24 protein-coding genes are annotated in these 25,141 nt (G+C 61.2%); 13 read left to right on the top strand and 11 right to left on the bottom strand.

All coding sequences use genetic code 11. From position 1 onward, the window contains the following. Positions 1–4: 4 nt before the first annotated feature. On the bottom strand, positions 5–511 hold the full coding sequence (locus K1X71_00865) for a UvrB/UvrC motif-containing protein (protein MBX7071669.1): 507 nt from the start codon (positions 509–511) through the stop codon (positions 5–7). Positions 512–867: 356 nt separating this feature from the next. Here K1X71_00865 and trpE point away from each other — a divergent pair, with 356 nt between their 5' ends. From trpE to K1X71_00850, 3 genes are all read left to right on the top strand, one after another. Beyond that, positions 868–2,364, top strand: coding sequence for an anthranilate synthase component I (trpE, locus tag K1X71_00860; GenBank protein ID MBX7071668.1), 1,497 nt, complete (start codon positions 868–870; stop codon positions 2,362–2,364). A gap of 165 nt (positions 2,365–2,529) precedes the next feature. After that, positions 2,530–3,312: an MBL fold metallo-hydrolase gene (locus tag K1X71_00855; GenBank protein ID MBX7071667.1), complete on the top strand. Its 783-nt coding sequence runs from the start codon at positions 2,530–2,532 to the stop codon at positions 3,310–3,312. A gap of 196 nt (positions 3,313–3,508) precedes the next feature. Beyond that, positions 3,509–3,835 (top strand): calmodulin-binding protein, encoded by a 327-nt coding sequence (locus K1X71_00850; protein MBX7071666.1) that lies wholly within the window; start codon positions 3,509–3,511, stop codon positions 3,833–3,835. A gap of 4 nt (positions 3,836–3,839) precedes the next feature. On the opposite strand, the gene K1X71_00845 is transcribed toward K1X71_00850, so the two are convergent. From K1X71_00845 to K1X71_00835, 3 genes are all read right to left on the bottom strand, one after another. Beyond that, on the bottom strand, positions 3,840–5,027 hold the full coding sequence (locus tag K1X71_00845; GenBank protein ID MBX7071665.1) for a M20 family metallopeptidase: 1,188 nt from the start codon (positions 5,025–5,027) through the stop codon (positions 3,840–3,842). Between the two features lie 77 nt (positions 5,028–5,104). Next, positions 5,105–5,398: a polyhydroxyalkanoic acid system family protein gene (locus tag K1X71_00840; GenBank protein ID MBX7071664.1), complete on the bottom strand. Its 294-nt coding sequence runs from the start codon at positions 5,396–5,398 to the stop codon at positions 5,105–5,107. A gap of 112 nt (positions 5,399–5,510) precedes the next feature. Then, entirely contained in the window at positions 5,511–6,644 is a 1,134-nt protein-coding gene (locus tag K1X71_00835) for a DUF1598 domain-containing protein (protein MBX7071663.1), read from the bottom strand. On the opposite strand from K1X71_00835, the gene K1X71_00830 reads away from it, so the two are divergent. From K1X71_00830 to K1X71_00820, 3 genes are all read left to right on the top strand, one after another. Next, on the top strand, positions 6,636–6,953 hold the full coding sequence (locus K1X71_00830; protein MBX7071662.1) for a hypothetical protein: 318 nt from the start codon (positions 6,636–6,638) through the stop codon (positions 6,951–6,953). The two genes, K1X71_00835 and K1X71_00830, sit on opposite strands and share 9 nt — an antisense overlap. Positions 6,954–7,232: 279 nt before the next feature. Beyond that, positions 7,233–9,260: a sigma 54-interacting transcriptional regulator gene (locus tag K1X71_00825; protein ID MBX7071661.1), complete on the top strand. Its 2,028-nt coding sequence runs from the start codon at positions 7,233–7,235 to the stop codon at positions 9,258–9,260. Between the two features lie 144 nt (positions 9,261–9,404). After that, positions 9,405–9,707 carry a polyhydroxyalkanoic acid system family protein gene (locus tag K1X71_00820; protein ID MBX7071660.1) on the top strand — a complete coding sequence of 101 codons (303 nt, stop codon included), beginning with the start codon at positions 9,405–9,407 and terminating at the stop codon, positions 9,705–9,707. A gap of 45 nt (positions 9,708–9,752) precedes the next feature. Here K1X71_00820 and K1X71_00815 read toward each other — a convergent pair whose 3' ends face one another. Beyond that, on the bottom strand, positions 9,753–10,784 hold the full coding sequence (locus tag K1X71_00815) for a Gfo/Idh/MocA family oxidoreductase (protein MBX7071659.1): 1,032 nt from the start codon (positions 10,782–10,784) through the stop codon (positions 9,753–9,755). A gap of 421 nt (positions 10,785–11,205) precedes the next feature. On the opposite strand from K1X71_00815, the gene K1X71_00810 reads away from it, so the two are divergent. Next, a complete protein-coding gene (locus K1X71_00810) occupies positions 11,206–11,652 on the top strand; it encodes a thioredoxin family protein (protein MBX7071658.1) in 447 nt (148 codons plus the stop codon). A gap of 114 nt (positions 11,653–11,766) precedes the next feature. Then, a complete protein-coding gene (locus tag K1X71_00805; protein MBX7071657.1) occupies positions 11,767–12,447 on the top strand; it encodes a TIGR04283 family arsenosugar biosynthesis glycosyltransferase in 681 nt (226 codons plus the stop codon). Positions 12,448–12,462: 15 nt separating this feature from the next. On the opposite strand, the gene K1X71_00800 is transcribed toward K1X71_00805, so the two are convergent. Beyond that, positions 12,463–13,566 (bottom strand): Gfo/Idh/MocA family oxidoreductase, encoded by a 1,104-nt coding sequence (locus K1X71_00800; protein MBX7071656.1) that lies wholly within the window; start codon positions 13,564–13,566, stop codon positions 12,463–12,465. Between the two features lie 104 nt (positions 13,567–13,670). Here K1X71_00800 and coaD point away from each other — a divergent pair, with 104 nt between their 5' ends. Continuing rightward, positions 13,671–14,177, top strand: coding sequence for a pantetheine-phosphate adenylyltransferase (gene coaD, locus K1X71_00795; protein ID MBX7071655.1), 507 nt, complete (start codon positions 13,671–13,673; stop codon positions 14,175–14,177). Positions 14,178–14,201: 24 nt separating this feature from the next. Here coaD and K1X71_00790 read toward each other — a convergent pair whose 3' ends face one another. From K1X71_00790 to K1X71_00775, 4 genes are all read right to left on the bottom strand, one after another. Continuing rightward, positions 14,202–15,122, bottom strand: a complete 921-nt coding sequence (locus K1X71_00790) for a hypothetical protein (protein ID MBX7071654.1) — start codon at positions 15,120–15,122, stop codon at positions 14,202–14,204. Further along, positions 15,119–16,660, bottom strand: coding sequence for a glycerol-3-phosphate dehydrogenase/oxidase (locus K1X71_00785; GenBank protein MBX7071653.1), 1,542 nt, complete (start codon positions 16,658–16,660; stop codon positions 15,119–15,121). Before K1X71_00785 ends, K1X71_00790 begins: the two co-directional genes overlap by 4 nt. Then, positions 16,657–18,330, bottom strand: coding sequence for an FAD-binding oxidoreductase (locus K1X71_00780; GenBank protein MBX7071652.1), 1,674 nt, complete (start codon positions 18,328–18,330; stop codon positions 16,657–16,659). The genes K1X71_00785 and K1X71_00780 overlap by 4 nt, the downstream gene beginning before the upstream one ends. A 169-nt stretch (positions 18,331–18,499) precedes the next feature. Further along, a complete protein-coding gene (locus K1X71_00775; GenBank protein ID MBX7071651.1) occupies positions 18,500–19,807 on the bottom strand; it encodes a hypothetical protein in 1,308 nt (435 codons plus the stop codon). A 178-nt stretch (positions 19,808–19,985) separates the two neighbouring features. On the opposite strand from K1X71_00775, the gene K1X71_00770 reads away from it, so the two are divergent. Next, positions 19,986–20,654, top strand: a complete 669-nt coding sequence (locus tag K1X71_00770) for a phosphatase PAP2 family protein (protein MBX7071650.1) — start codon at positions 19,986–19,988, stop codon at positions 20,652–20,654. A 19-nt stretch (positions 20,655–20,673) separates the two neighbouring features. Here the strand turns inward: K1X71_00770 and K1X71_00765 are convergent, their stop codons facing one another. After that, complete coding sequence (locus K1X71_00765; protein ID MBX7071649.1) at positions 20,674–21,936, bottom strand: hypothetical protein; 1,263 nt, start codon at positions 21,934–21,936, stop codon at positions 20,674–20,676. A 338-nt stretch (positions 21,937–22,274) separates the two neighbouring features. Between K1X71_00765 and K1X71_00760 the strand changes: the two genes are divergently transcribed. From K1X71_00760 to tsaE, 3 genes are all read left to right on the top strand, one after another. Beyond that, positions 22,275–23,564, top strand: a complete 1,290-nt coding sequence (locus K1X71_00760) for a trypsin-like peptidase domain-containing protein (GenBank protein MBX7071648.1) — start codon at positions 22,275–22,277, stop codon at positions 23,562–23,564. 106 nt (positions 23,565–23,670) lie between these two features. Further along, positions 23,671–24,597, top strand: coding sequence for a thiamine-phosphate kinase (locus tag K1X71_00755; GenBank protein MBX7071647.1), 927 nt, complete (start codon positions 23,671–23,673; stop codon positions 24,595–24,597). Further along, the gene (gene tsaE, locus K1X71_00750) at positions 24,594–25,079 is read left to right on the top strand and encodes a tRNA (adenosine(37)-N6)-threonylcarbamoyltransferase complex ATPase subunit type 1 TsaE (GenBank protein ID MBX7071646.1); all 486 of its coding nucleotides are present in this window, start codon (positions 24,594–24,596) and stop codon (positions 25,077–25,079) included. The genes K1X71_00755 and tsaE overlap by 4 nt, the downstream gene beginning before the upstream one ends. The last annotated feature ends 62 nt before the right edge of the window (positions 25,080–25,141 follow it).

Genomic DNA, 25,141 nt, shown 5'->3' with positions numbered 1-25,141 from the left:
ACGCCTAGCCGGCGTCCTTGATTTGCTTGATTTCGTCGCGCAGTTTCGAGGCCTGCTCATAATCTTCCGCGGCGATCGCCTCTTTCATCTCGCGCCGCAGTCGCACGAGCTGAGTCAGTTGGTCGGTGTCGGCCGCGGCGTTCTGCTTGGGGCGTTTGCCCACATGCGTCGTCTCGCCGTGAATGTTGGCCAGCAAGGGCTCCAGCTCTTTCTGAAAGCACACATAATCGTGAGGGCAGCCGAGCCGACCTTTGTTGCGGAACTCGAAGAAGGTGATCCCACAGACCGGGCAGGCCTGCTGGTCGAGTCGCGCCAATTCTTGAGCTGTTTGACCCACGGCGAGTTGCTGGGCAAGCGCCCCCGCCAGGTTGGCGGCGCCGGTGTCTGGGCTGTCAGACTGGGTGAGGTACTCGCGGGCGCATTCCTCGCACAAATGGAGCTCTTCGGGCTTGCCGCCAGTGAGCTCCGTAATGTGGAACGTCGCGGGGCGCTCGCACTTTTGACACTTCATGCTGCTGGACTACCCAATCCGCGCCGGCGCTGCGTGCGGTTCGTCGTAGATGCTTACAAGGCAAGAAGATAACCCAGCGTCGCGCGGTCGCCGAGAAACCATTGGGATTCTAGCAATGGTCCCCTAGGTGTCAATCCGAGCGAGCACGCGCCGGCCGCCGGCTAAACCACTATCGCGCATTGAGATGCGTCGCATCACGTGCCATGGTTGTCCGCCTGGAACTGGCGAACCCATTGCCGCCGTTGGTGTCGTCTTACCAGCGCTGGCGGCGGCCCTCGGAAGTTGCCAAACGGCTGTTACACTTGGGCACGGCCGTATAAATACCAACGGCCGCCAACGGATCAAGGCACGTACTTATGCACGAACCCAGCTTGGAACTGTTTCGGCAACTTGCCAAGGATCACGACTGGGTTCCCGTTTATCGTCGCATCCTCAGCGATACGCTAACGCCGGTATCGGCCTTTCGCCGCATCGACGCCGGTTCGTGCGGCTGCCTTTTCGAGAGCGTCGTTGGCGGCGAGCGCGTTGGTCGTTACAGCTTTTTGACCGCCGACCCGTTTTTGGAGGTCGAGGCCTTTGATCGCCGGGTGGTCGTTCGCAGCGCCGCTGGAACCGAGGCATTCGAGGCCGAAGACCCATTGGTCGAAATTCAACGCCGGATCGAGTCGATTCGCGCGGCCACGCTTCAGGAGTTGCCCCCCTTCACCGGCGGCGCCGTCGGCTACGCCGGATACGACACCGTTCGCTACGCTGAACGGCTGCCCAATGCTCCGCCCGACGATCGCGGGTTGCCCGACTTGTCGTTTGCCTTTTATGACCACATGGTGGTGTTCGATCACGTCACGAAAACCGTGACGGTGATCGCGATGGCTCGTTTGGACGCCTCGGGTCGAGATGAGGAGGCCGCGTACCGGGATGCCTGCCGCCGCGTGGACGCGCTGGTCGAGCGGCTCGATCAAGGGGATGACCACTTGAGCGTGGCCGATATCGATGTGCGTGGCACGCCCAATGTCGAGCTGCGCGGCAACTTTGAGCAGGCCGATTATGAGAACGCCGTCCGCCGCTGCGTCGAATACATTCAGGCCGGCGACATCTTTCAGGTGGTGCTAAGCCAGCGCTGGGAACTTGAAATCGAATCGCCGCCGTTCGAAATCTATCGAACCCTGCGGATCGTCAATCCCAGTCCCTTCATGTTCTTTTTGCGCACACCCAGTGTCACCCTGGTGGGCAGCTCGCCCGAGGTGATGGTGCGGGTGGTCAACGGAACCGTCACGGTACGCCCGTTGGCAGGCACGCGGCGGCGCGGCGCCAGCGAAGCGGAGGATCAACGACTGGCCGAGGAGTTGTTGTCCGATCCCAAGGAGCGGGCCGAGCATGTGATGCTGGTCGATTTGGGACGCAACGACGTCGGACGCGTGGCACAGTTTCGCAGCGTCAAGCTGACCGACTGCATGGTGATCGAGCGGTATAGCCATGTGATGCATATCTCTTCGAACGTGCAGGGAAAGCTGCGCGAGGGCTTTACGGCGTTCGACGCGCTGCGCGCCTGCCTGCCCGCCGGCACGGTGTCGGGGGCGCCTAAGGTGCGGGCTATGGAGATCATCGACGAGCTGGAACCCCATCGCCGCGGCCCCTACGCTGGCGCCGTGGGATATATCGACGTCAGCGGCAACATGGACACCTGCATTGCCTTGCGTACGCTCGTTGTGCAAGGCAAAACAGCGTATGTGCAGGCGGGCGCCGGACTGGTGGCCGACAGCGACCCCCCTACCGAGTATCAAGAAACCCTAAATAAAGCGCGCGGGCTGCTCAAAGCGATTGAAATCACCGAAGCGCGCTGCCGAACCAAGTAATCAACGAATTTGCCGCATTACGGCGATTTGGGCCGACCCAGCAACTTGGTCGCTAGCTGGCCGCGCACCGCGAAGTCGCGGCGCGCGGGTTGTCGCTTTTTTTCACGATCCTTAGAATCCCCAAGCAGCCATCCAACGAATCTGATTGATCGGGGACGAAGGTCCATGCTGAAACGGAAGCCCGTATTTCCGCACGTCATTGAAATGAATTACCAGGCCGGCGAGCGCATCGGCTGCAACGTGTACCTGGTGTTCGACGATGCGGACTGGCTACTGATCGACATTGGCTTCGAGGACGTGGTCGACGAGATTGTCGAAATGATTCGACAGCTCGATTTTCCGCTGTCGAGCTGCCGCGGACTGGTGGCCACGCACGCAGACGTGGATCATGTGCAAGGTATGGCCAAGCTCAAGCAGATTGTGCGCGCGCCCGTGATTGGCCACGCCAAGGCGGTCGAGCCGCTGGAAACAAGCGACCTGGTCAAAACGTATGCTGAGATTTCCGCTCAGAACATCCACATGCCGATGCCGTCGGTGAAGATCGACCAACTCGTGTCGGATGGAGATCGCTTGAAAGTGGGCAATCTCGACCTGGAGGTTTGGCACACGCCGGGACACACCGATAGCCAATTGTCGTTTCGGCTGGGCGATCTTTTGTTCAGCGGCGACAACATTTATCGCGATGGCTGTGTCGGCGTGATCGACGCTCATCACGGCAGCGACATCGCCGCATTCGTGCGCTCGCTGGAGCGGATCCGGGCCAGTGATGTGAAATGGCTTCTGCCGAGCCATGGCCCCATCTTCAAGAAAGATGACGCCGTCTTGGACAGCACAATTGCCCGGCTGAAGGGCTATCTCCATATGGCCGATTTTGGCACCTGCGCGGCCGATTGGCCGCTCATGCACGAATGGGACGAGGAGCTGGCCGCCGGCAAATTGCCGGAATAGCCATGCTGTTCGACTCAGCGCGGAAACCTTGGCAGACTTTGCGGCCTGCCGCAACGCGGATTGCGCGTTTGTGCCGAATATTCGCTTCATGCCGAATATGCCGCCCAGCCGATGCTCCCTCTTAGGCGAACCAGGCGGCCACCGGGCGACCCAATCCTCAGCCCGCCGCCGCGCTGCCGCGCCAAGGAGGGATTCCATGATTCGTCGAATAGTTCTCGCGCTGGTTGGCGCGGCCGCCTTCTCGCTGGCGAGCACCTCGGGCGAGACGCTCGCCCAGCAGGCGTATGGGCGCCAATGGCTCCATACGTACAGCACCCAGGACTGGCAGCGCTTCTATCACTATCCGTACGTCTATTACCCGCAAAACTTCTACGGCGAAGACTACTACAAAAGCGCCGAGAGCTTGTACTACCGGTATCCCCAAGAGATGCGAGTTCCGGTGTACAACAAGCAGTGGCAGAATTACTACCCGCAGCGGCGCCGTTACCACTACGGTCACCACTTCAACCTGGACGTTTTTTAGTCGCTCAACTGAAGCGCCGAGCGTAGCCGTATAGGATCTCGCTGGCCGCTTCGAGTTGGTCGATCGCCAACCACTCATCGGCGGTGTGGGCTTGTTCGATCGAGCCGGGACCGAACACCACCGATGGCACGCCGGCAAGCGCGATCTGCGCCGCGTCGGTGCCGTAAGATACGCCCACCGTAGCCCCTGCTGGCCGCACGGCCCGCACTGCGGCCAGCAGGCCTTCGGCAACCGCGCCGTTGTCGTCGTCGGCAAGTCCCACGCCGCTCAGAAACGGCGCGTCGTGCACCGGTTCAAAATCAATGCTCGGCTGTGCGGCGATGTAACGCTTCACTTCCTCATAAGCCGTCTGGCCGTCTTCGCCGGGCAGCAGTCGCCGGTCGATCTCGATAACGCATTCGTCTGGCACCGTGTTGACGCTGAGGCCGCCGTGGATAACTCCCACGCTGAGCGTTGCCGGGCCGCATAGTCGATGCGGCGGGATCGTGGGCGCGAATTCCGTGGCATAGCGCTGCAAGGCCGCGACCACGCGGGCCATCTTGTAGATCGCGTTGTCGCCCAGGTGCGGGCGGGAACTGTGGATGGCGCGGCCCCGTGTGTGGCAGCGCCACCGAACTGCCCCCTTATGCGCGACAACAACATCAAGCTCCGTGGGTTCGGCGATGACGGCAGCGTCTGGTCGTCGCGGAACAAACGGCGACGGCGCCTCGCGCCACATGCGGCACAGCGCGGTGGCGCCGGTGTATCCATGTTCTTCGTTCACGGTGCAGGCCATGAGAATCGTGGGCATTCCCCGCGGCCGTTCTCGCGCCAAGCGGTCGAGCGCGCCCAACATCGCCGTCATGCCCCCCTTGATGTCGCAAGAGCCGCGTCCATAAACGCGCCCGTCGCGCGCCACCGGCTTCCACGGGTCGATTGTCATGCCATCGACCGGAACAGTGTCCTGGTGGGCTTCGAAGAGCAGAAGTGGCCCTCCCGTCTGCGGCGATCGATCGCCATCGAGCCGGGCAATGATGTTGTCGCGCAGCGGCTCGACTGTTTGCCGCAGATACGGTATCCCGCGTTCCCGGAACCACGATTCCAGATAGTCGGTGACGCGGTGTTCGTATATATCCGGGCCCGACAGGTCGCGCCCCATCGGGTTCACGCTCGGTATCGCGACCAGCTCGCAGAGAGTTTTGACCAGATCCATGGGCTCGCTCCAGTTACGGGGGAGCCCATTGTAGCCGCTGGAAATCGATACGTGGATGAGAAGCTACGACCAGGCCCTTATTTGGGCAACCGTTTGAACGATTGCTCCACGATCGTCTTAAGCGCTGGGGCGCCAAGGAGCCTCCCCAACACCGGAATATTGCCGGCCACATGCACGTCGGAGTCGTCGACCCGCATTTGCACATCGAACCCCTTGCCCTGGATGTCGACGCTACTCTTGTCCTGCGCCCACTCGACGCGCTCCACCATCAGCGAAAAACGCTGCGTTGTTTCGGTCACCGCGCGAGCCAAATGATCGCGGGCCTCGGCGACTGAAGTGCCGTGCTTGAGCGACAATTGAATCAAGGACATGTGCTTCTCGACGTTTTCAGTTCGCCCGAGCGATGACGACGCGCCAGCATCATGCGTTTATCCTACGCAGGGCGCTTGGCAATGCCGCTCAACGCGCAGGGGCGGCCGGAGACTAGTTCCACCACCAGCGGTCGCTGTCGCTGGCCGCCTGCGCTCGTTTGGGGGCGAGTGTGTTGTCCGCGTCGGCCTGGGAACGGGCCGCCATAGCCCATGAATTGATCAACACGCCGCCCGACGCGCTAATAATCCAGTTGCTCCCCTTCTTGATGAACGATGCCTGCGACGGCACTTGGCGCGGCGCGTCCAGTTCGGCCACTCGTAGCGCCGCCGCGTCCATCAACATGGGCAGCGGGCAGTCTGCCCGATCGGCGAGGTTTTCCCTGGCGATCAACGCGGAGATCACGGCCAGATTCATGACATTCTTAAGCTCCGCGAAGATGGGCAATCGCGTCGACAGTTCTTCGTAGTGCTTCGTCATGTTGTTGGCCCAGCGCTGGGCATTGGCGCTGGCCTTGCCAGACTGTTGCCGCTGTCCATTGGCGGCCAGAAAATCATCTTCCGTCATGGCCTTCACGCGCATGGCTTTCAATTCCCAGGCGAGCCCATCGGGCGACTTCACCAAGGGATCGACATCGGGTTCCAGCCACCAGCGCGGCATCATGCTGCCGCCGCGACCGCTGTTCATCGCCAAATAACTGCCGAGGCCGCGCACCGGCGCGGCTTCAAAGTTCATCGCCAGCCGCTTCATGCGATAGTCGGCGGCCACCAAAACTTGCGCAAAATGGCTCGTGGCGGGCACGCCTTGGATGGTCACGGTCTGTGGTCCCAGGCTCTCTTCGATGCCGCTGATGGTCGCATTGGGATTGGGGCCAATCGTTGTCTGCTGACTCAAGAACTGGCTGAGGCGATTCAATCCTTCCTGCGTCGGATCAATGGAGCAGCTAATTCCTGTCTTGCCGGCGGCGTCCGCCGAACGGAGCGCCACCAAGAGATCGTCCAGCATCAAGACGGGGCGACCCGTGGTGACGCCGACCAAGTTGCCTAATTCATCGCTCCGCCAGCCCTCGCCGAAACCCGCCAGCACAATATCGTTTTGCTCGGGGTACAAGAAGACATAGCGAATCTCCTGCAAACCGGCGAGACAAAAGATGTCCTGGGTTAGCGGCGCGCCATCGTTCAGTCGCTTTTGGATGGCGGCCTGCAAGCGCTTGAGCGACACCTTGCGCAGTGGACTGGCTTGGTTCAAATCGGCGGGCAATTCGGCCAAGGCCGACATGCGTTCTCGCGCCAATCGCGCCAGCTGATCGACCTCGACGTTCTGAACAACGCCATCGGCGTTGATGGCGACGCCGCCGACCGGGTTAACGAAAAATCCGCCTCCGAAGACACTGCCGCCGCCGTTATTGCTTCCGCCTCCATTACCTCCACCGCCGTTTCCGCCGCCGCCCCCACCACCCCCGCCGCCTTGGGCAAACGCGCTCGATGCAGTCGCAACGACGGCAAGCACGCACAATGCGATACGAATATGTCTCGCAACGCGAGTGGGGTAATTTGACATACAATCCCGTTCCTTGAATGAGCGTCGGCAGATTCGCAAGCCCGCGCGAACAATCGGCAGCACAGGCCATTTCGGGGCCTGTGTTTAAGACTAACCCGGCCCTACAGCCAGGGCAACGAATCGTTCGTCTCGGAACCGCATTTTCTGGGTTCCGGCTCCCCTTGCCGGGGCGAAACGGGCCAAGATAAGGTAAACTAGGTATTCCCGCTGCCACCGCACCACGTCCCATCTACTGGCAGCCAGCGGTTTTGCAGTTCAACGTCCTATTCTGACGCGATGTTAGCGTATTTGGTTATTCGCGAGGGCTCCAAGTGGACCGATGTCTTTCGGTTAATTCCGGGACAGACGGCGACCATCGGTCGTTCGCCGATCAACCAGATCGTCCTCAAAGACGAACGCTGTAGCCGCTGTCACGCTGAAGTCTTCATGGCCGATGGCCAATGGAAACTTCGCGACTTGGAGAGTCGCAACGGCACCTTTGTCGCCGAGCGGCAGATCAAGGGGGATTATGCCCTGACGCCGGGCGAGGTGGTGCGCATCGGCCGATCGCAAATGGCCTTTGTCACCGATCTGTCGAAGGCCTTCCCCGATTCCAGCGGTTTGACGCAAGTGGATGGCGCGGCGGTCGCTGGAGAAGACGATCAAACATACGACTCAAGCGTGTTGGCGGCCCACGAGCCCACCACAATCACGCATCGCAAAGGCCAGACCAAGTTCTTGGCGCCGCGCGCCGAACACAGTGACGAAGAAAGCGGCATTTCGCGAATTGGCAAGGCGTCTGCCAAGTTGTGCCGCTTGGCCTTCGAAATGGCGAAGACGCCTGATCTCAATGGCATCGCGAATTTGGCGCTGGGCGGCATCTTCGAAGGGACGCATGCCGACACGGGCGCGGTTTTGTTATTGCCGCGCGATTATGTGGGCGACCCCAAGGAGCCGCAACTTGAAGTAATGGCGTCGCGCGGCAACGGCGACACTCCCTACCATCGCGTCTCTTCCTTTCTGGCCACCACCGTATTGCGTGATGGCGAAGCGGTGCTGGCGCGCAATATTCTGGGCGACAGTGCCGTGACCAGTCGTGACAGTAAAGGCGAAATCTACGCCACCAGCGTGATCTGCGCGCCGGTGCGACACGGCAATCGCGTGCTGGGCATGGTGCATCTGTATTCGACCAGCCCCGACTTGGTGCTCGATCCGGACGATTTGGAATATAGCCTGGCCGTCGCCGAGACCTTGGCGGTGGCAATTGCCAACACCAGCCGTCGGCAAGAACTGGCGCAAAACCTGATTCAGGTTCGCGACGAAAACTTTCAGCTCCGTCAAAAACTCGGCGTCCAAAGCGACATCGTTGGCAAGAGCGAAGCGGTCGGCCGCATCATGCAGGAAATTGCCCGCGCCGCCCCCAGTAAGGCTACTGTGCTGATACGAGGCGAAAGCGGCGTCGGCAAGGAACTGGTCGCCCGCGCGGTGCATTATTCCAGTCCGCGCAGCAAAAACGTCTTTGTCTGCCTGAATTGCGCCGCATTGACCGAGTCGCTGCTGGAGAGCGAGCTTTTTGGCCACGAAAAGGGAGCGTTCACGGGCGCCACGGATCGCAAGATCGGCAAGTTCGAGTCGGCGCATCAAGGCACGCTGATGCTCGACGAAATTGGCGAGATGAGTCCGACGATTCAGGCCAAATTCTTGCGCGTGCTGGAAGGGCATTCTTTTGAACGGGTGGGCGGCAGCGAGCAGGTCAAAGTCGACGTGCGCGTGATTGCCGCCACCAACCGCGATCTGGAAAAGGAAGTCACCGAGAATCGATTCCGCCGCGATCTGTACTTCCGATTGGCCGTGCTCGAAATCTACGTCCCGCCGCTGCGCAAGCGTCCCGCCGACATTCCAGAATTGGCTCGTTTCTTTTTGCAACGCTTTAACGAAGAGACCGGCCGGCGCATCCGCGGATTCACCCAGGCTGCCATGGAGCAGATGCTCCGCTATCGCTGGCCAGGCAACGTGCGCGAAATGAAGAACGTCGTCGAGCGCGCCGTGCTGCTGGCGCGCGACGATGTGATCGACGCCGACGATCTGATGCTTTCCAAATTGCCGACCGCTGGCGACACCGCCGAGGTCGCGGCCGTCACGCCCGATGAGCATGTGCCGATGTCGCTGGCCGAAATGGAGCGCCGCCATATCCTGGCGACATTGCGCGCGACGAGTTGGAACAAGAGCCAAACCGCCACAATCCTAGGTATTGAGCGGTCGACGCTGGATCGCAAAATTCGCCGCTATGAGCTGGAAGAAGTCGTCATGCGGCGCGGATTTTGAGCGGCCCGCGGTCCTTGGGTTCAACTCCGTCAACGCACTGCGTGACGGGGTTTCATTTTGCCAATGGTTCGACTGGTCGTACCAAGTCGCGGCCGGTATTCTGATGTTGTTGGGGCCACGCCTATTTAGCTCGGAGTCCAAGCAATGCCGTCAATGAAAGTAGTGGTGCCGCACGAACTGGGCCAAGACGAAGCTGCGGCGCGGCTCAAGACGCTGCTCGAGCGCGTCAAAGAAAAATACGGCGGCCAGATCAACAATCTGCAGGAGAACTGGGGAGAGAACTCCGGCGATTTTAGTTTCAGCGCCATGGGCTTTAAGACCTCGGGCAAAATTGAGGTCGCCGCGGGCGAAGTGAGAATCGACGGCTCGCTGCCCATCGCCGCCATGCTGTTCAAAGGGCAGATTGAAACCGCAATCCGCGATCAGCTAGGCAAAATCTTGGCGTAATCGCGCGCGTTCGAATCCCTGAGACGCTCGGCCTAGGCGGGCGCCTCACACGACGATCGGGATGCGCCGTCCTTCTTCAAAGCTTTGTCGCGCCTTAATCACCACATCCAGGGCGCGATAGGCGTCCTCAAGACTGGCCGTATTGCGAACGAGGCTCGTCACCGATCGGTAAAAGAGCGAGAGCAATTGCTCTCCCAGCGGGCGCTCGCTATCGAGCGATTCCTGATGGCGACCGGCGTTGTCAAACCAGATCAACGTCGACGGCAAGTCAATAAAGGCGATGCCGTTTTCACATGCCACTTGCAAGGCCGCTGGCGGACGAAACGCCACCGCTTCCGACCAATTCGCTGGTACGTAACGACCGCAACTAATCTGAGCCAGCGGGCCCGCGCCGAATTGCCCAGACGGTGAGAATTCCAGACTCATCATCTGGTAGTCTTCGCAAGGCAGTTCAGGAGCTTCTTCGCTCGGCGGATTCGAAGCGCGGTGCAGCACGCCAAACACCGCGCTCGGCTCGGCGCCAACCACGTAGCGGCACCAGTCGACCAACTCGATCAAATCTCCGAGTCGATCCGCATGGACGCCCAGGCGCGAATCGGCGCTGCCTTCGGCGGGTTTGCGTCGATGACAAAACAGGAGCCTGGGCGCGCCAAGCCGCGTGGCGATCAACTCCTTGAGGCGAATCGTGGCCGCAGCCTGTCGACAGGGAAACTCGGCCATGAACGCGATGCCCGCTCGTTCCACGCGCTGTTTGATCTTGAGCGCCATCGTTTCGTCGAGCTCAAGCCCCGCTGCGGTGTAGACCGCTTTGCCCGCGTCGCACGCTGCTAGGATCGGCAATGAGCCGTACCACTGGCGCGACAGCATCAAGACGGCGTCGATGTCCTCGCGCCGCGACAACGCGCGAAATCCATCAATCTGGTCCGCGTTGAACTCGCGCGCGGCCTGCGCCGCGCGATGCGCCACCTGCTCACATACGGCGCGCACTTCGAAGCGATCGCTCAAAGCGCGCAGCGCCGGCCGGTAGCGAGACTCCCAATCACTTCCCAAACCAACGAGACCGACGCGCAGCTTCATTCCATCGCAGCCAAGAACCAATCGCAGAAATCAAGTGCTCATCGGTGGTTACGATGCGAAAGACAAGCACTGTGCGGTGATTATAGCGGGCCTGACGCGCGACGCCTAATTGATGTCGATCCCTTCATTATTACGCTCTCAATCTCCACGTAATCCGCAAACTCTTTGCCTGTTCTGTAGTTAGGGCAACTTTCTCATTTTTAACCTTTTTAGGTTGTCCAGCGGAGCATCATCGTTAGACTGAGTTCTCCTTTAAGCCCGTGCTTTGGGGTCGCATTAGCCGACCAGCGGCACAACCGGCATCACACCCGCCATACGCCAGTAAACCGCACGGGCTTCCCACCACAGCTAATGCTCACCTGTCGGCCGACTTCCATCGGCCATGGATGGGGCAATCGTTTCACCCTAAGGAGACTTGGTAGTGTTAGGAGTCACTGTCGCTCTGCTCTTGCAGACCTCGATCGTTGCCGCGGATGTGAACACTTACGCCGCGGCCCACAAGCAAACCCTGGAAACGGGTCGGCCGCTGGTTGTCTTGGTCGGCGCCGATTGGTGCCCCGCATGTCAGCAGATGAAGCAGAATGTAATCCCGCAGGCGAAACGCCAAGGCCTGCTGAATCGCGTGGCGTTTGCAACCGTCAACAGCGATCATGAGCCGGGCGTTGCCCGCCAACTCATGCGTGGCGGATCGATCCCGCAACTGATTATGTACCGGAAAACCAAAGAAGGCTGGATGCGCCGCCAATTGACCGGCGCTCAGAGCCTGGAAGCGCTTGACAGCTTTCTCACTCCGCCGGCGGAGTCGGTCGCGGAACAACCGCAGCAGGCAACGGAACCAAAGCCCACCGAAGCGGTCATGGGTCGCTAGGCGATTCGGTTCTCAAAGCTTTCCACACACCGTCCCAGTTCACGACCTTTCCAGGCGCGAACTGGGGCGGTATTTTTTTGCGCTTCGAGCCCCCCCGCGCAACCATCGCTTGCCGTGCGACTTTCGATCATTATTCCGACGCTGAACGAATCGCGACACGTCGCGGAGGCCGTCCGCCGCGCATGGTCGCTACTCCCCAGCGACGTGACGATCGCCGATGGCGGCAGTGACGACAACACGGTCGCGTTGGCGGCCGAAGCGGGGTGCCGCATCGTGACCACCGCGCCCGGCCGAGCGCGCCAGCAGAACGCCGCGGCGCGGCATGCGGATGGCGACACACTCTTGTTCGTACACGCCGACACTTGGCTTCAGCCCGCGGCGCACGAGCAGATCGCGCTAGCGCTGAGCGATGCGACCGTGATTGGCGGCGCGTTCCGCCAGCGCATCGATGCACCGGGCCTCAAGTTTCGAGCACTGGAAATTGGCAACGCCTATCGTGCGCGGGTGCTGCGATTGCCCTTTGGCGATCAAGGTCTCTTCTTCCGGCGCGAGGTATTTGAGCGGCTGGGAGGCTTTCCAGAAGTGGATTTGATGGAAGACCTGCTGCTGAGTCGTGCGGCGCGGCGAGTCGGCAAACTGGTGCTGTTGCCTGGACCACTAAACGTGAGCGCGCGGCGCTGGCTGAGGCACGGCGTGGTTCGCCAAACACTGCGTAATTGGTCATTCATCGTGGCCGAGCGGTTGGGTGTCTCCCCCGATCGGCTCGCCAAGCGCTACCGTCGGCACGACAGCTAAAAAATAGTCGCCCCCTCACAGTCGTGTGAGGGGATTGTCGCGCACCGCCAATGGCAATGCGACACGCCCTCCCTGCACCGCCGAGGCAAACGGCGCCACGATCATTTCCATAACGCCGCGCGCCTCGTAGACACTGGCCAATGGTTGCCGATCGTTTTCGATCGACTCCATCAGGTCGGCAATTGCGGCCAGGTTGCCATCCTCTGGCCCACCTGCCGGCATAGGTTCTGGCTTGCCAACTCCCGCGGATGTCACTTCCTGCCACTTCGCCCCGCTGCGGCCTGGCGACCAACTGGAATCTTCCAGCAACCGGACCGTCGGCATCCAGCCCGTTTGTATTTCCAAGATGCCGGCCGTGCCAAAGATCTGAATTCCAAACCGAGCAGGCTTCGCGGCGGCGCCACGATGCGAGGCAAAGTACGCCGTCGCATCGCCAGAAAGCCCATACATTGCGTCGACCGAGTCCCCAGCTAACGGTCCAATCCCTTCCGCGCCGTCATGTACGTGCTGCCGCGCGATGGACTCCCCCTGCTCGCTCACTTGGGCAAAGCACCAACTCGGCTCGCCCGCCAAGTGGCGAATCAGATTGAATAAATGTCCGCCAAGCACAAACAAATCCTCGCCCCCACCGCGCTGGTCCTCCTTGCCGCGCGCCCGGTACTCAAGCACGCGGCCAATGCGGCCAGCTCGCAACAGGCCTGCCACGACCGGCAATTTGGGGCTGTAGCGGGTTTGATAGGCGATGGCCAGTTTGGTGTGGGTGCGTTCGCACGCCGTGACAATCGCGTCGGCCTCCGCCAGCGTTCGGCAAAGCGGCTTTTCGGTGAACACGTGAATGCCGCGCTCGGCGCAGGCCACGATCATCTCCGCATGCGCGTCGATCCACCGCGGGGCGACGCTGACAATCTGCGGTTTCTCCCGGTCGAGCATCTCACGATAGTCGAGGTATCCGCGCTCCACCGACAGTCGCCGCGTCGCCTGCGCCAGTCCCATCTTGCCGTCGTCGGCGACGGCGACCAGCTTGGCGTTGGGCGCCCGCAGCCAAACCGTGTCGAGGGCATGCCCATAGTCGCCCCGACCGGTACGACCGATGACCGCCGCGCGTAGCGTCTCTGGCATAATGCGCAAACTCCCGGCCCGCCTGCGACGCATTTGCAATCGGTGAGTGCAGGCGGCATGATGGCATCGTTGATCCAAAGTCCGATTCTGCTGACGTATCGCACATGACGCAAGTCGATCCCCGTATCGCTGTCTATTCGGGTTCGTTCGATCCGATCACGCTCGGGCATCTGAACGTCATCGAACGTAGCGCTTCCTTGGTCGACACGCTGATCGTCGGCATTGGGATCAACGCCGGCAAAGAACCGCTCTTTACGCTGGAAGAGCGCGTGTCGCTGGTTCGTCGCACCACCAGGCGCTACCCCAATGTCGAAGTCAGGACATTCTCAGGGCTGGCGGTGAACTTTGTCCGCGAATGTCGATCCCGAGTGATGATCCGCGGCGTGCGCCCGCTCACCGACATCGCCGCCGAGTTCACGATGGCCATGGCCAATCGCCAACTCGATCCCGGCCTGGAGACTGTGTTTTTGATGGCGGACGAAGAGTTTTCGCACGTCTCCAGTTCATTGATTAAGCAAATCACGCCGCTGGCGGGCGACGACGAATTGGCGCGATTTGTTCCCTGGGAAGTTATTGAAGAACTGCGCAAGAAGATGGCCCGCGTGACGTAGCGTTCTCACCGGCTAAGTCACTCATCAAGCGGTTGTGGCCGGGCAGCAGACCTGCAAAGCGCGCGGCGAGAGCGTGATCTCAAAGTCGCCGGCCCCGATCAACTCGCCGTCGCATTCCCCCGTCAGTGGCGCCGATGAGCGAAAACGCAGCGACCGGGCAGTGTGCTTCTCGATTGAAGGTTCATCAGCGTAGTCGCCGCTATACAGTTTTGGCGTCTTCAGCAACATTTGCAGCGAGGTCATCGACGTGAAGAGCATGACGTCGAATAGTCCATCGTCGAGCGTCACCCCTCCTCCAAACCGCATGCCGCCACCGGCAAAGATGCCCTTGGAGGCAAACAGGCACAGCGCTTCGCGCCGCAGCGATTGGCCGTCCAATTCCAGTTCAATCGAGCGCGGTCGGGCGCCAAACAGGCTTGCCAACGTCGGCAGCAAATAGCAGAGCGATCGCGGCAGCCAGCCCGGCATCTGCTGCTTGCGGCGCACAATCTCGCCGCTCATGCCGAAGCTGGCGATATTCAAAAAGTGCATTGGCGGCCGGCTATCGTCCAGCGTGCGGATGGCGCCCACATCAACCGCTCGCATGACCGGGTTGAGCGCCACTTCGCGCCAGTCCGTGGTTCGATCGGGCGCCAGGGTCTTCAAATAATCCGAACCGGTACCCAAGCGCGACACCGCCAAGCAAGCGGCCGGCGCCACTGGCCGCCCCTGCTCAAAGAAGCCGTTTGCCGCCGCGTTCATCGTCCCATCGCCGCCGATCGCCACTATCTGCTCGGCGCCCCCCAGCAGCGCATCGCGTGTCCGGCGAGTGAGGTCGTCGCGACTCTCGCAACGGATTACGTCGAACGAGCCCGTGCGGTCAAGAAAATAGCGTTCGATCTCGCGCAATCTTCGCGCCGAAATCCCGCCCCCCGCCCTCGGGTTGAACATGAACACGCGCTTCATGCTGGCGACTCCTCGGTCGTGCGCGAGTTTACTTGCGATTCGAACCAGGGGCCAATTGCGTCGCGCAGCGCCCGTTGCGGCGCGAGCACGAACGCGCCCAAGCGGCGCTCGATCAAGTCTTCCGGCCGCAACACGTATTCATGGTGCAAGGCGTACACCGCCTCTCCCCAGACAAAGGGCGCGCCCTCAACGATGGGTTGCCCCAGCTCGGGCGAATTCTCAATCAGTTCGTCAATTCGCCAGGCGTTCGATCCATACCGCTCCCACAGCGCCGCGACGCGTGGTGAGGCGTCCTTCGGCAGTCGTTGCGCTGCGCCAGAGATGGGACTGGCGGTGCCGCATGGCGCCAGCGTGCGCTGACGGAAGAACGAGTCAATCAACAGATCAACAACCTTCTCCGCCATCGCCCGGTAGGTGGTTAGTTTGCCGCCGGTGATCGAAACCATTCCGTCCGCTTGCAGTAGAATCTTGTCGTCGCGAGGCGCTTGGTCTTCGCTCTTGCCACGATCGCTGCCGATCAGCGGCCGCACGCCAATAAATCGAGTCAAAATGTCTTGCTCGGCGACCTGCGCATGGGGCAGGTAGCGGTTCACTGCTGCCAATAGGTAGTCCACCGCTTCGGCCATCACGACTGGAGCATCGAGGTCGCCGTCAAAAAAGGTGTCAGTCGTGCCGACTAGCACGTTTTCTCCCCAGGGAACGGCATAGATCATCCTGCCATCGGCGGGTACCTCCAGGGCTAACGTGCCGTTCACGGGCAATCGCTGGCGCGAGAACATCAGATGCACGCCGGCCGAATTGCGCATGCCAAACCGCTGTGCGGCGCCGCAGCGAAACTGCACATCGTCGGCCCAGGGCCCCGCCGCGTTGACGATTGTGCGGCTGCGCAGTTTCAACTTTTTGCCAGTCGGAACATCGCGGACGCCAACTTCGAACCCGCTTTGCGCGCGCTGCAGGTGTTGCAACTCGCAATAGTTGAGCAGGTGCGCGCCGGCCGCTTCCGCCGATTTGAGCGTATCGATCACCAATCGAAAATCGAGGCCGGCGCAATCCCAATAGCTCAGCCCGCCGACCAGGTTCGCCTTGTCCAGCGCGGGCTCCGCCTGTGTCACTTCGCGCGCGGAGAGAAAATGAAATCGCCCGATTCCGCGTGGTATCGCCAACAGGTCGTAGAGCGCTAGCCCAAGTGCGGCCAACCACCGTGGGGTGCGGCCACCGGCATAAAACGGCAACACAAATCTCACGGGCCGAATAATATGCGGAGCGACCGTTCGCAATAGCAACGACCGTTCGCGGCATGCCTCTCGCACCAGTCGCAAATGAAAATGCTTGAGATAGCGAGCGCCGCCATGCACCAACTTGCCCGATTTCGAACTGGTCCCCGACGCGAAATCTCCTTTGTCGATCACAGCGCAGCGCAGCCCGCGCAGCGCGGCGTCGCGCGCGATGCCGGCGCCCGTGATCCCTCCGCCGACGACCAGCACATCGTACTCATGGCTGGGCCACAAATCGAAGATGCGTTGTCGCCGGTCGTTCACAGCAGCTTGCCCGGATTCATGATGTCGTCGGGGTCCAGTGTCCGTTTAAGCTGCGCGAGCATCGCCTGCTCCACTTCGCCGCGGCCAGTGTGCTCGCGGTGATCCAGGCCCACGCCGTGATGGTGGCTGATGGCGGCGCCGTGTCGGCGGATCGCTTCGTTCGCCGCCGTCTTGATTCGCAGCCATTGCGCGATGGGGTCGGCGCTGTCTTGCCGCCCTAACAGTGTGAAGTAGAGCGATGCGCCATCTGGGTAAAAATGCGAGACATGGCAATACACCATCAGCGGATGTCCTTGCGCCATGGCAGCTTCGCTAATCGCCTTGCGCACCGCATCATAAACCAGATGCAACTGCGACCACGTCGTGGCCGTCTCCAAGGTGTCGATTAACAGGTCGTTGTAAATCAGTTCGTCGCGCAGGTACGGCAGCTCGAAGCGCGACGCCAGCCAGCGCTCGCCCGGCGACTTGCCTAGGTAGAAACCGCCACGCTGCTGCAAATGGCGTCGAATCTGTCGCCGCTCGATGGCGATGGCGTCGGTCTCACCTTCCAGTCCCACCAGCACGGTGCATAGCGCGGGGGGCCGAAAACCTCGCTGCTCCAGCAGCCACTGCGCCGCTCGGCGTTTTACTTGCTTCATGCCCGACGCCGCGGTTTGCCCCATCGCCAATGTGCCTTGCGTCTCTTCCTCGTCAGAGATGCGCAGTAGCGCCGGTCTGCCGCCGGCCTGAACCAACTCGCGGCACGCGTCGATCGCGCTGGTAAAGCTCTTGAAAACGAACATGAAATAATCGCGCGCCTTAGGTAGCCTCCGAATCTTCACCGTGGCGGCCGTGATGACCCCTAGCGTCCCTTCGGAGCCAAGCAGCACCTGATTCACATCGGGCCCATCCGCGCGGCGCGGTACCGAGAGGGTGCGGATCTCGCCAATCGGCGTTACGGCGACGATGCTTTCGACCAGGCGGTCGATGCCGCCATAGCCCAGTGAGTTCTGCCCACTGGATCGCATGGCGATCCAGCCCCCCAGCGTGGAGTATTCAAACGATTGCGGGAAATGCCCGAGCGTGAATCCACGTTCGCGGAGCGCGGCCTCCAGCTCTGGCCCAAAACAACCGGCCTCCAGGGTGGCGGTCAGCGACGATTCGTCGATCGTCAACAGGCGATTAAGAAACGCCAGATCGAGCGAGATGACGGCATGCTGATTTCCGCGTTCGGCGTCGAGTCCGCTGACGACGCACGAACCACCACCAAAGGGGATCACGGCCACTCGTTCCGCTCGACACAACGCCAAGATATCGGCCACCTGCTCCGCGGTTTGCGGATACACCACCGCATCGGTCGCCAGCGGCAATCTCAGCGAGCGTAGTCGAATCAGATCTTTGTAGCCCTTGCCGACCGAGTGCAGCACGCGCTCGCGATGACCGGTGCGGCAGTGTTCCGCTCCCACAAGTGCCGACAGCTTTCGAATCAGGTCGGGGCTGGCCTGACTGGCCGGCATCTGCGCCGCCTCGATCGCCGGCGGTTCGAACTCGCGTAGCGCTTCGATCCCCAATCGGCGCCGCAGATATTCCAATGCGCCGGGCATGTGGGTCAGCGGGTAGCGGTGTTCTGGCGCTCCCCACCCCCACCATTTCATTTTGCGGCGTGCGTCGGCTGCGCGATCGTGGTTCAACTGGTTTCCCCGCGTCCGGTCCTGCGTGGCTTTCCCTTTCGGCCTCTACAGGATACGGGCGCGCATGGGCGGCGCAAAATGGGATAGCCCATGGAATACGGGGAAATGCGCGCAAGCGCCAATGCCGACACTGTCGAGTCCCAACCGAGCTACGGCCGCGCCACGCAATTTACCGGCCGCTCAAGGCGCGATAGTCCTCGCTGGTCGCCAACAGAATCTCATGGATCGCCCGGCGAGTATCGCCATCAAGCCTGGCGTACTTGGGATCGCGATCTTCTCCCGCCAGCACGCGCCCCAAGCCACGATAGAAATGTTCCTTGACCGCCGGTGGCAACTGCTTCATCGGCTCGCTATAGACGAGATAGCTCAACGGATAACGGAACAACCGCGTGTGCAGATCCAGATCGCGTAGACTGCGCCCCGCCGCATCGCGAACGCCCTTGGCGGCGAAGTCGACGGCGAACTCGCTGTTGCCTTCGATCGGTTCGGTAAGCTGAGTCTCGCCACAAAAGAGCGCGTACTCCAGCAGTTTATCGGCCTGCCGATCACAGCGTCGATGGAACGTCTCGGAGCGATAGTCCGCGGGTCGCTCTAGCGATTCATTGAGCGACTCGTCGTAATAGGCCGCCATCCGCTCCTCAATCGCCGCCCTGGCAATGCGGTTGTGCATCTGAGTCTGATGTTCGAGCACCATCAGCGCCACGATGTCGCTGGATGGTTTCAGGTAGGCTCCAATTTCGCAGCGTCCTGCCAAATCGAGCAGATTGGCGCCCGCCGCCGAATCGATCTCCGCTTTGCCACCGACATCGCGCGCGATCTGATTGCCCATGTGTGTCTGCTTGCCGTGTTTGCCGGTGACGTACCAGCCTCCCCAGCGCTCGCTCAATGGACTGGTGTGATCGATGTCGAACGTGCCCGCGTGATAGATCGGCATCCCCCGCCGATCCGGAAACACCGATCGCACCACATGGCCGGGCACATCGCACGTTCGTGGCGACGAATGGCATTGCAGGCAGTCATGAGTGCGCCGTTCGATCAGCGGCCGTTCGACCGCCTTTTGGTCCAGTGTATAGAACACCGCGCCCAGCGCCGGATCGGCTGCCGACATCTCCACTACGTCCCCTTCCGGAACATAGCCAATGTAGACATTGTCCGAAAAATAAAGTGCCCTAGGGCGTTGCGGGTTGATGAGATGGGCCTGGAAGCTGGTCTTGGAGAAAACCAAGGTCTGCGAGTTCTCGGGCACCCCCAGCGCTTCGAGCACCGCCGGCAAGTAGCCGTACCGATCATCGAATCTGAGTTGACGCTTGCCCGATTCCAAATCGGCCATCAGATGGGCGACCGGGTCAGTGGCCTGGGCCGTCAGATAGGAGATGGGGGCAGCTTCGTATTCCAATTCGGCGCCCCGTGCTGCCAGGCACAATAGCGAAGCCGCGAGCATCCAGCCGATTCGCATTGGTCGTCTACAGATCGCCATCTAAGCTATCCTCCTACCGACCTACCAACGACAGAATATTGGATATTTATATCCTATTTACTTCTCGGCGGCAAGCCGCTCGGCACTTGCAAATTTTGTGGACGGGAGCGTGATTCCGTTGCCCAGTATTTCACCACGATCTTGGATTGGCTGGTTCGCTGGCCACGAACTCTCCGTTTTGCTGGCCTTGCTGGCCAGTGTGCTCTCGATCTGGGCGTTCATTGTACTCGCCGGTGAAGTGGCAAGGGGGGATGCCAAACACTTCGACCGCACGGTTTTGTTGGCTACCCGCACGGCCGACGATCCGCATGTACCCGTGGGCCCGGCTCGGCTGCCGGAAGTGGCTCGCGACATTACCGCATTAGGCAGCGAGATCGTCCTGACTTTGATCGTCCTGGCAGTGGCTGGTTTCTTGCTGCTGAACCACGACTATTACGCCATGAGCCTGGTGTTGGCGACCACCGGTGGCGGCTTCGTGCTCGGCACGGCGCTGAAACTCGCGTTTGCCCGTGAAAGACCCGATGTCGTCCCACATTTGGCGATCGTCAGCAGCTACTCGTTTCCGAGCGGCCACGCCATGCAGTCGTCAATCATCTATTGGACGCTGGCGGCGTTGCTCGCGCGTCTGGTCGACCGTGTTTGGCTCAAGGTCTACCTGTTCGTCACGGCCACTTGCCTCACGCTGCTTGTCGGTAGCAGCCGCGTGTACCTCGGTGTCCATTATCCGACGGATGTTCTTGCGGGCTGGTCGGCCGGACTGGCCTGGGCATCGCTCTGTTGGTTGGTTGCCAGATACCTTCAGCGCCGCGGCAAGCTGGAACAGCACATCGACACCGCGAGCGGTTGACGGACCAAATTTCTCGCGCTCAGCGGCTTTGGAACGATTCCGGGCGCTCGCGCAACAAGGTGTCGGCGATCCAGCGGGCTTCCCCCTCCGTGAGGCCATTGAATCGGCAAACCTCCTGACCGCTGGTCGAAAAGATCAACTCGAAGGGACTCGTCATTGGCGCCTCCGCGATGCGCCGCTGACCAGCCTTCCAAGCTTTGGCTTGGTTGTTGGCGGCGCGCTGCAGGGCAATGCGGTCAATCTTGTCATGCGGGTACCGCCATTGTGGTCCGAGTCCAATCCAGCGCACCGTGCACCGCATGGCATCGGCGCCAAAACGCCAGGTGGTGCGCCGCAACGGTTCCACGATCGTCATGCCCAGGATCGCGAAAAATAATAGGCCAACGGCCTCGAAGGGGATCAAGAACAGAAAGAGAAACCACCATTCCATGCCGCCAGGCTGTTTCTCGACAATAAGCTGATACAAGAACACCGAGACGATTCCATTCCAGAACGCGCAAAGAAACAGCGCCACGCCCATGCCGGTCAGGCTGAATTCGCCCCGTTGTTGAAACGCCACCGACTGAAAATCTTCCAGTCGTCGCCACGCGGTGTCCAAGGGGGGAGTCACCGGCGAGTCCATCAATTGCAATACTTCGGCATCGCCCCGCTGCGCCGCGGCGCTTGTTCGGCGCGGTTGCTCTGGCGCCTCAACGGGCGCAGCAGGCAGGCCACTGTCTGCGCGTAGTTGCGTTAATCTGCGATTCAGTTCAAAGCTGAGCCAACCACAACCTTCTCTATTCAAGCCGACGCCAAATTGCAGCGGTCGTCCCAGTGTGCGCATCTCGACGACATGTTGCGGCGGAGAGTCGTCGCTCGTGTGTTGCAATGCGGATTCAAAGGATTGAATTTCCGTCAGCGGTACGAAGCGCCGTTGGAGCGGAACGAGCGCCTCGCGGATGAAATAGACGCCTCCCGGCGTCAGCGCGAACGAATCCTTGCGGAACATCAGGTAGACCAGCAGCGCGGCGACAAAGAACCAAGCGCTCCAAAACGGGACCGCGAATAGTAGCGAGGAGACGGTCCGCTCTGCGTTCACTCGAAACGCGAGAAAAACGCACCCGATGGTCCAAAAGAACAGCCAGAACATCAAGAACCCACTCGCGCCCCAGCGTGCCATGCCGGTGGGGCGATCGATAAAGGCGAACTCCTCCTCGGTTTCCACAAGCTGGATTGGCAGCTTGGCCGGACGCGGAACCGCGATCCGCGCTGCTTCGCTGAATTGGGTAGTTTCGGTAGGCATGGTTTTTGTGTGACGCAATCGCAACTGAGATGCTGGCGATCGGTTGCTATCGGTCGATGATTGTCGCTCAATCGCCGACCGGAAAATTAGGCAAGGTTTGACGACTACAACAGTGAAGGCTAACGCCATTTCCAACGTCGGGACGATGCAACAACAGCGTACCGCTTAGGCGATTGGCTGTCTTGATCGAGCTTCCCGCCTCGCCAGCCCGTCGTCGTGTGGATAGCGCGGTGTGCCGCACACATCCTTGACGAGACCCCATGTCTAAATCCATCGCTAGCGCTGCCCGCGATTGCAGTTGGCCAGGCCGGTGGCATGCTCTGATCGTGTGCTGGCTGATGGCCTGTTGCAGCGCCGCCGTGGCCGGCGAACTGCGACGCACGGCCATCGTCGAAGCCGTCGAACGTGTCCGCACGTCGGTGGTCAATATCCACGGCGAAAAAACGCTCGCCGAGGGAGAGGTTCCACCGGCCGGAATGGACAGCGATCGCCGCGTGAACGGGATGGGCACCGGCGCGATCATCGACCCGCGCGGCTACATCATCACCAATCACCATGTCGTCGATGGAGTGGACCCAATCAACGTCACGCTCGCCGATGGCGAGGAATGCGTGGCCAAGCTCGTCTCGCACGATCCCGACACCGATCTGGCGATCATCAAGATCGATGTCTCCAAAACGCTTCCTGTGACGCCCATCGGCACTTCGCGCGACCTGATGGCCGGCGAAACAGTGATCGCCATCGGCAACGCCTTCGGCTACGAACACACCATCACGCGCGGCATTGTCAGCGCGCTGCATCGCACCGTGCAAGTGGGCGACAATCAAAAGTACGAAGACCTGATTCAAACCGACGCCAGCATCAATCCGGGCAACTCCGGCGGTCCGCTCTTCAACATCGATGGCGAGATGATCGGCATCAATGTGGCGGTGCGAGTTGGCGCCCAAGGGATCGGTTTCGCCATTCCGGTCGACAAGGCGATGCAAATCGCCTGCGAACTGATCAGCGCCAAACGGCTGCAGAGCGTATGGCATGGCCTGGTGGTCGAGAGCGAACCCTCCCAGCACAACCCAGCGGCCTTGGTGGTGCGGAGTTGCGATAGCGACAGTCCCGCCGCCGCGCTCGGACTGGAAGTGGGGGACCGCATCACGCGAGTTGGCAGTCTCGACGCGCGCCGCCCCATGGATCTCGAACGCGCCCTGCTCGGCAAACATGCCGGCGACGAAATCGAGATCGTCCTCGATCGCGAAAAAGCGGAAAGCAAGCTCCACCTCAAATTGGTCGATCTGCCCGCGCATCTCAAACCCAACGATGAGCCGATCTGGGAACTGCTGGGACTACGGCTCAAGCCGATTAGCGGCGACGACTTTCGCCGCTATCAAACTCGCTATCGCGGCGGCCTCAACGTCGTGGCAGTGCGATCGGGCAGCCCCGCCGCCCGGCAAGGCATCCGTCGCGGCGACGTGCTGGTCGGCATGCACATCTGGGAAACGATCACGCTGGAGAACGTGTCCTATATCTTGAATCGCCCCGACTTTGCTTCGCTGTCGCCGCTCAAATTCTATATCCTGCGCGGCAACGAGACTTTCTTGGGGCACATGAGCGTCGCGGGCGCCAAGACCCGTTAACGCCCTTACTCAAGCCCGCAGCAGAACGCAGCCGGCGCTTCCAGTCGGTACAATGGCGACCGCGGATCGTTTCGATTTTTCGTAGCGCCAAGGTGCGTCGTCAGCGTTGGAAGCTTCTCTAGTCAACTGGTTCGGCAAGCGCTTGCCACGGCAACCCAGCCAGCGCGTCGGCATCGGCGACGACGCCGCGGTATTGCGCTGGGGCGCCGGGCCAGATTGCGTCGTCACCGTCGATGTCGTGATGGATGGCGTCGACTTCGATCTGGCGACTGTCGACCCGCGCCGCGTCGGCAGAAAGGCGATCGCCATCAATCTGAGCGATTTGGCGGCCATGGCCGCGACTCCGGTCGCCGCGGTGATTGGCCTGGTGCTGCCACGTGAAGGAGGCGCAGCGCTGGCCCGTGAACTCTATGAGGGGTTGATTCCCTTGGCCGAGCAGTATCAGGTGGCATTGGCCGGCGGCGATGTGAACAGTTGGGACGGCCAGTTGGCAATCAGTGTGACTGTGTTGGGACAGGCGACCGATCGCGGCGCGTTGACCCGATCCGGGGCAAAGCCAGGCGACCAGATTATCGTCACCGGCGAATTTGGCGGCAGCATCTTAGGCCGGCATCTCGACTTTGAGCCCCGCGTTCAAGAAGCCCTCAAGCTGCATCGAGAATTCGACATCCATGCCGCGATTGATGTGAGCGATGGGTTGTCGCTCGACTTGTCAAGAATGGCCGAGGCCAGCGGCTGTGGCGCGGTCGTCCATCTGACGAGGGTGCCGATTTCCCAGGCTGCCCATGCTCGGTCCAAGGAAACAGGCGCTGCGCCCATGGAGCACGCCCTGAGCGACGGTGAGGATTTTGAACTGATCCTCGCGATTCCCCCCAAAGCCGCGGCCGCGCTGCTGGCCAGCCAACCGCTGCCCGGAGTGCCGCTGACGTGCATCGGCGAGTTAACCGACGATGGCGCGCTATGGCAGGTCGATGACGCGGGCGTTCGCTCACGTCTGATTCCCAAGGGATACGAACATCGGCTCAGTCCATGACGCCGCTATCGATTACGGTGAGTGGCGAAGCGGAGACAGGCCAGCTTGGCCAGCAGCTTGCGCTGGCGTTAGCTCCCGGGGCAGTGGTGGGCCTCGATGGCCCGCTCGGCGCCGGCAAGACCACGCTGGTACGATCAGTCGCGGCGGCGCTCGGCGCCAATCCACGGCAGGTGGCGAGCCCCACCTTTGTGCTCATGCACCAATACGAAGCGCGCACGCCCATCTACCATTTCGACGCCTACCGTGTGAAATCGGCCAACGAATTTTGGGAGTTGGGAATCCAAGACTATTTCGAGTCAGTCGGCATCTCGATCATCGAATGGGCTTCGCGCGTCGTGGAATGTTTGCCAGACGATCACATCTTGGGGCGCGCCGAGTTAACTGGCGAATCGAGCCGCCTGTGGTTGTGGAGCGCCGCCGGTCCGAGGTCGGCGGAAATATTGCGCAAGCTGGAAAGTAGCTGGCAGAGCCGCGCAATCTGATCGACCGTTGCGCGCGGCGCGATCGTACCTCGCTGACGCCGGGATTGTTGGCGGTTGTCGGC

This window comes from Pirellulales bacterium (genome assembly GCA_019694455.1).
Lineage (GTDB): Bacteria > Planctomycetota > Planctomycetia > Pirellulales > JAEUIK01 > JAIBBY01.
Note: the sequence above shows the minus strand (reverse complement) of the source record. Positions and strands in the feature narration are given on the sequence as shown.

Excerpts from the sequence above, each read along its gene's own strand:
- K1X71_00865 (MBX7071669.1), bottom strand. The coding sequence starts at position 511 with ATGAAGTGTCAAAAGTGCGAGCGCCCCGCGACGTTCCACATTACGGAG.
- trpE (MBX7071668.1), top strand. The coding sequence starts at position 868 with ATGCACGAACCCAGCTTGGAACTGTTTCGGCAACTTGCCAAGGATCAC.
- K1X71_00855 (MBX7071667.1), top strand. The coding sequence starts at position 2,530 with ATGCTGAAACGGAAGCCCGTATTTCCGCACGTCATTGAAATGAATTAC.
- K1X71_00850 (MBX7071666.1), top strand. The coding sequence starts at position 3,509 with ATGATTCGTCGAATAGTTCTCGCGCTGGTTGGCGCGGCCGCCTTCTCG.
- K1X71_00845 (MBX7071665.1), bottom strand. The coding sequence starts at position 5,027 with ATGGATCTGGTCAAAACTCTCTGCGAGCTGGTCGCGATACCGAGCGTG.
- K1X71_00840 (MBX7071664.1), bottom strand. The coding sequence starts at position 5,398 with ATGTCCTTGATTCAATTGTCGCTCAAGCACGGCACTTCAGTCGCCGAG.
- K1X71_00825 (MBX7071661.1), top strand. The coding sequence starts at position 7,233 with ATGTTAGCGTATTTGGTTATTCGCGAGGGCTCCAAGTGGACCGATGTC.
- K1X71_00820 (MBX7071660.1), top strand. The coding sequence starts at position 9,405 with ATGCCGTCAATGAAAGTAGTGGTGCCGCACGAACTGGGCCAAGACGAA.
- K1X71_00815 (MBX7071659.1), bottom strand. The coding sequence starts at position 10,784 with ATGAAGCTGCGCGTCGGTCTCGTTGGTTTGGGAAGTGATTGGGAGTCT.
- K1X71_00800 (MBX7071656.1), bottom strand. The coding sequence starts at position 13,566 with ATGCCAGAGACGCTACGCGCGGCGGTCATCGGTCGTACCGGTCGGGGC.
- coaD (MBX7071655.1), top strand. The coding sequence starts at position 13,671 with ATGACGCAAGTCGATCCCCGTATCGCTGTCTATTCGGGTTCGTTCGAT.
- K1X71_00790 (MBX7071654.1), bottom strand. The coding sequence starts at position 15,122 with ATGAAGCGCGTGTTCATGTTCAACCCGAGGGCGGGGGGCGGGATTTCG.
- K1X71_00775 (MBX7071651.1), bottom strand. The coding sequence starts at position 19,807 with ATGGCGATCTGTAGACGACCAATGCGAATCGGCTGGATGCTCGCGGCT.
- K1X71_00765 (MBX7071649.1), bottom strand. The coding sequence starts at position 21,936 with ATGCCTACCGAAACTACCCAATTCAGCGAAGCAGCGCGGATCGCGGTT.
- K1X71_00760 (MBX7071648.1), top strand. The coding sequence starts at position 22,275 with ATGGCCTGTTGCAGCGCCGCCGTGGCCGGCGAACTGCGACGCACGGCC.
- tsaE (MBX7071646.1), top strand. The coding sequence starts at position 24,594 with ATGACGCCGCTATCGATTACGGTGAGTGGCGAAGCGGAGACAGGCCAG.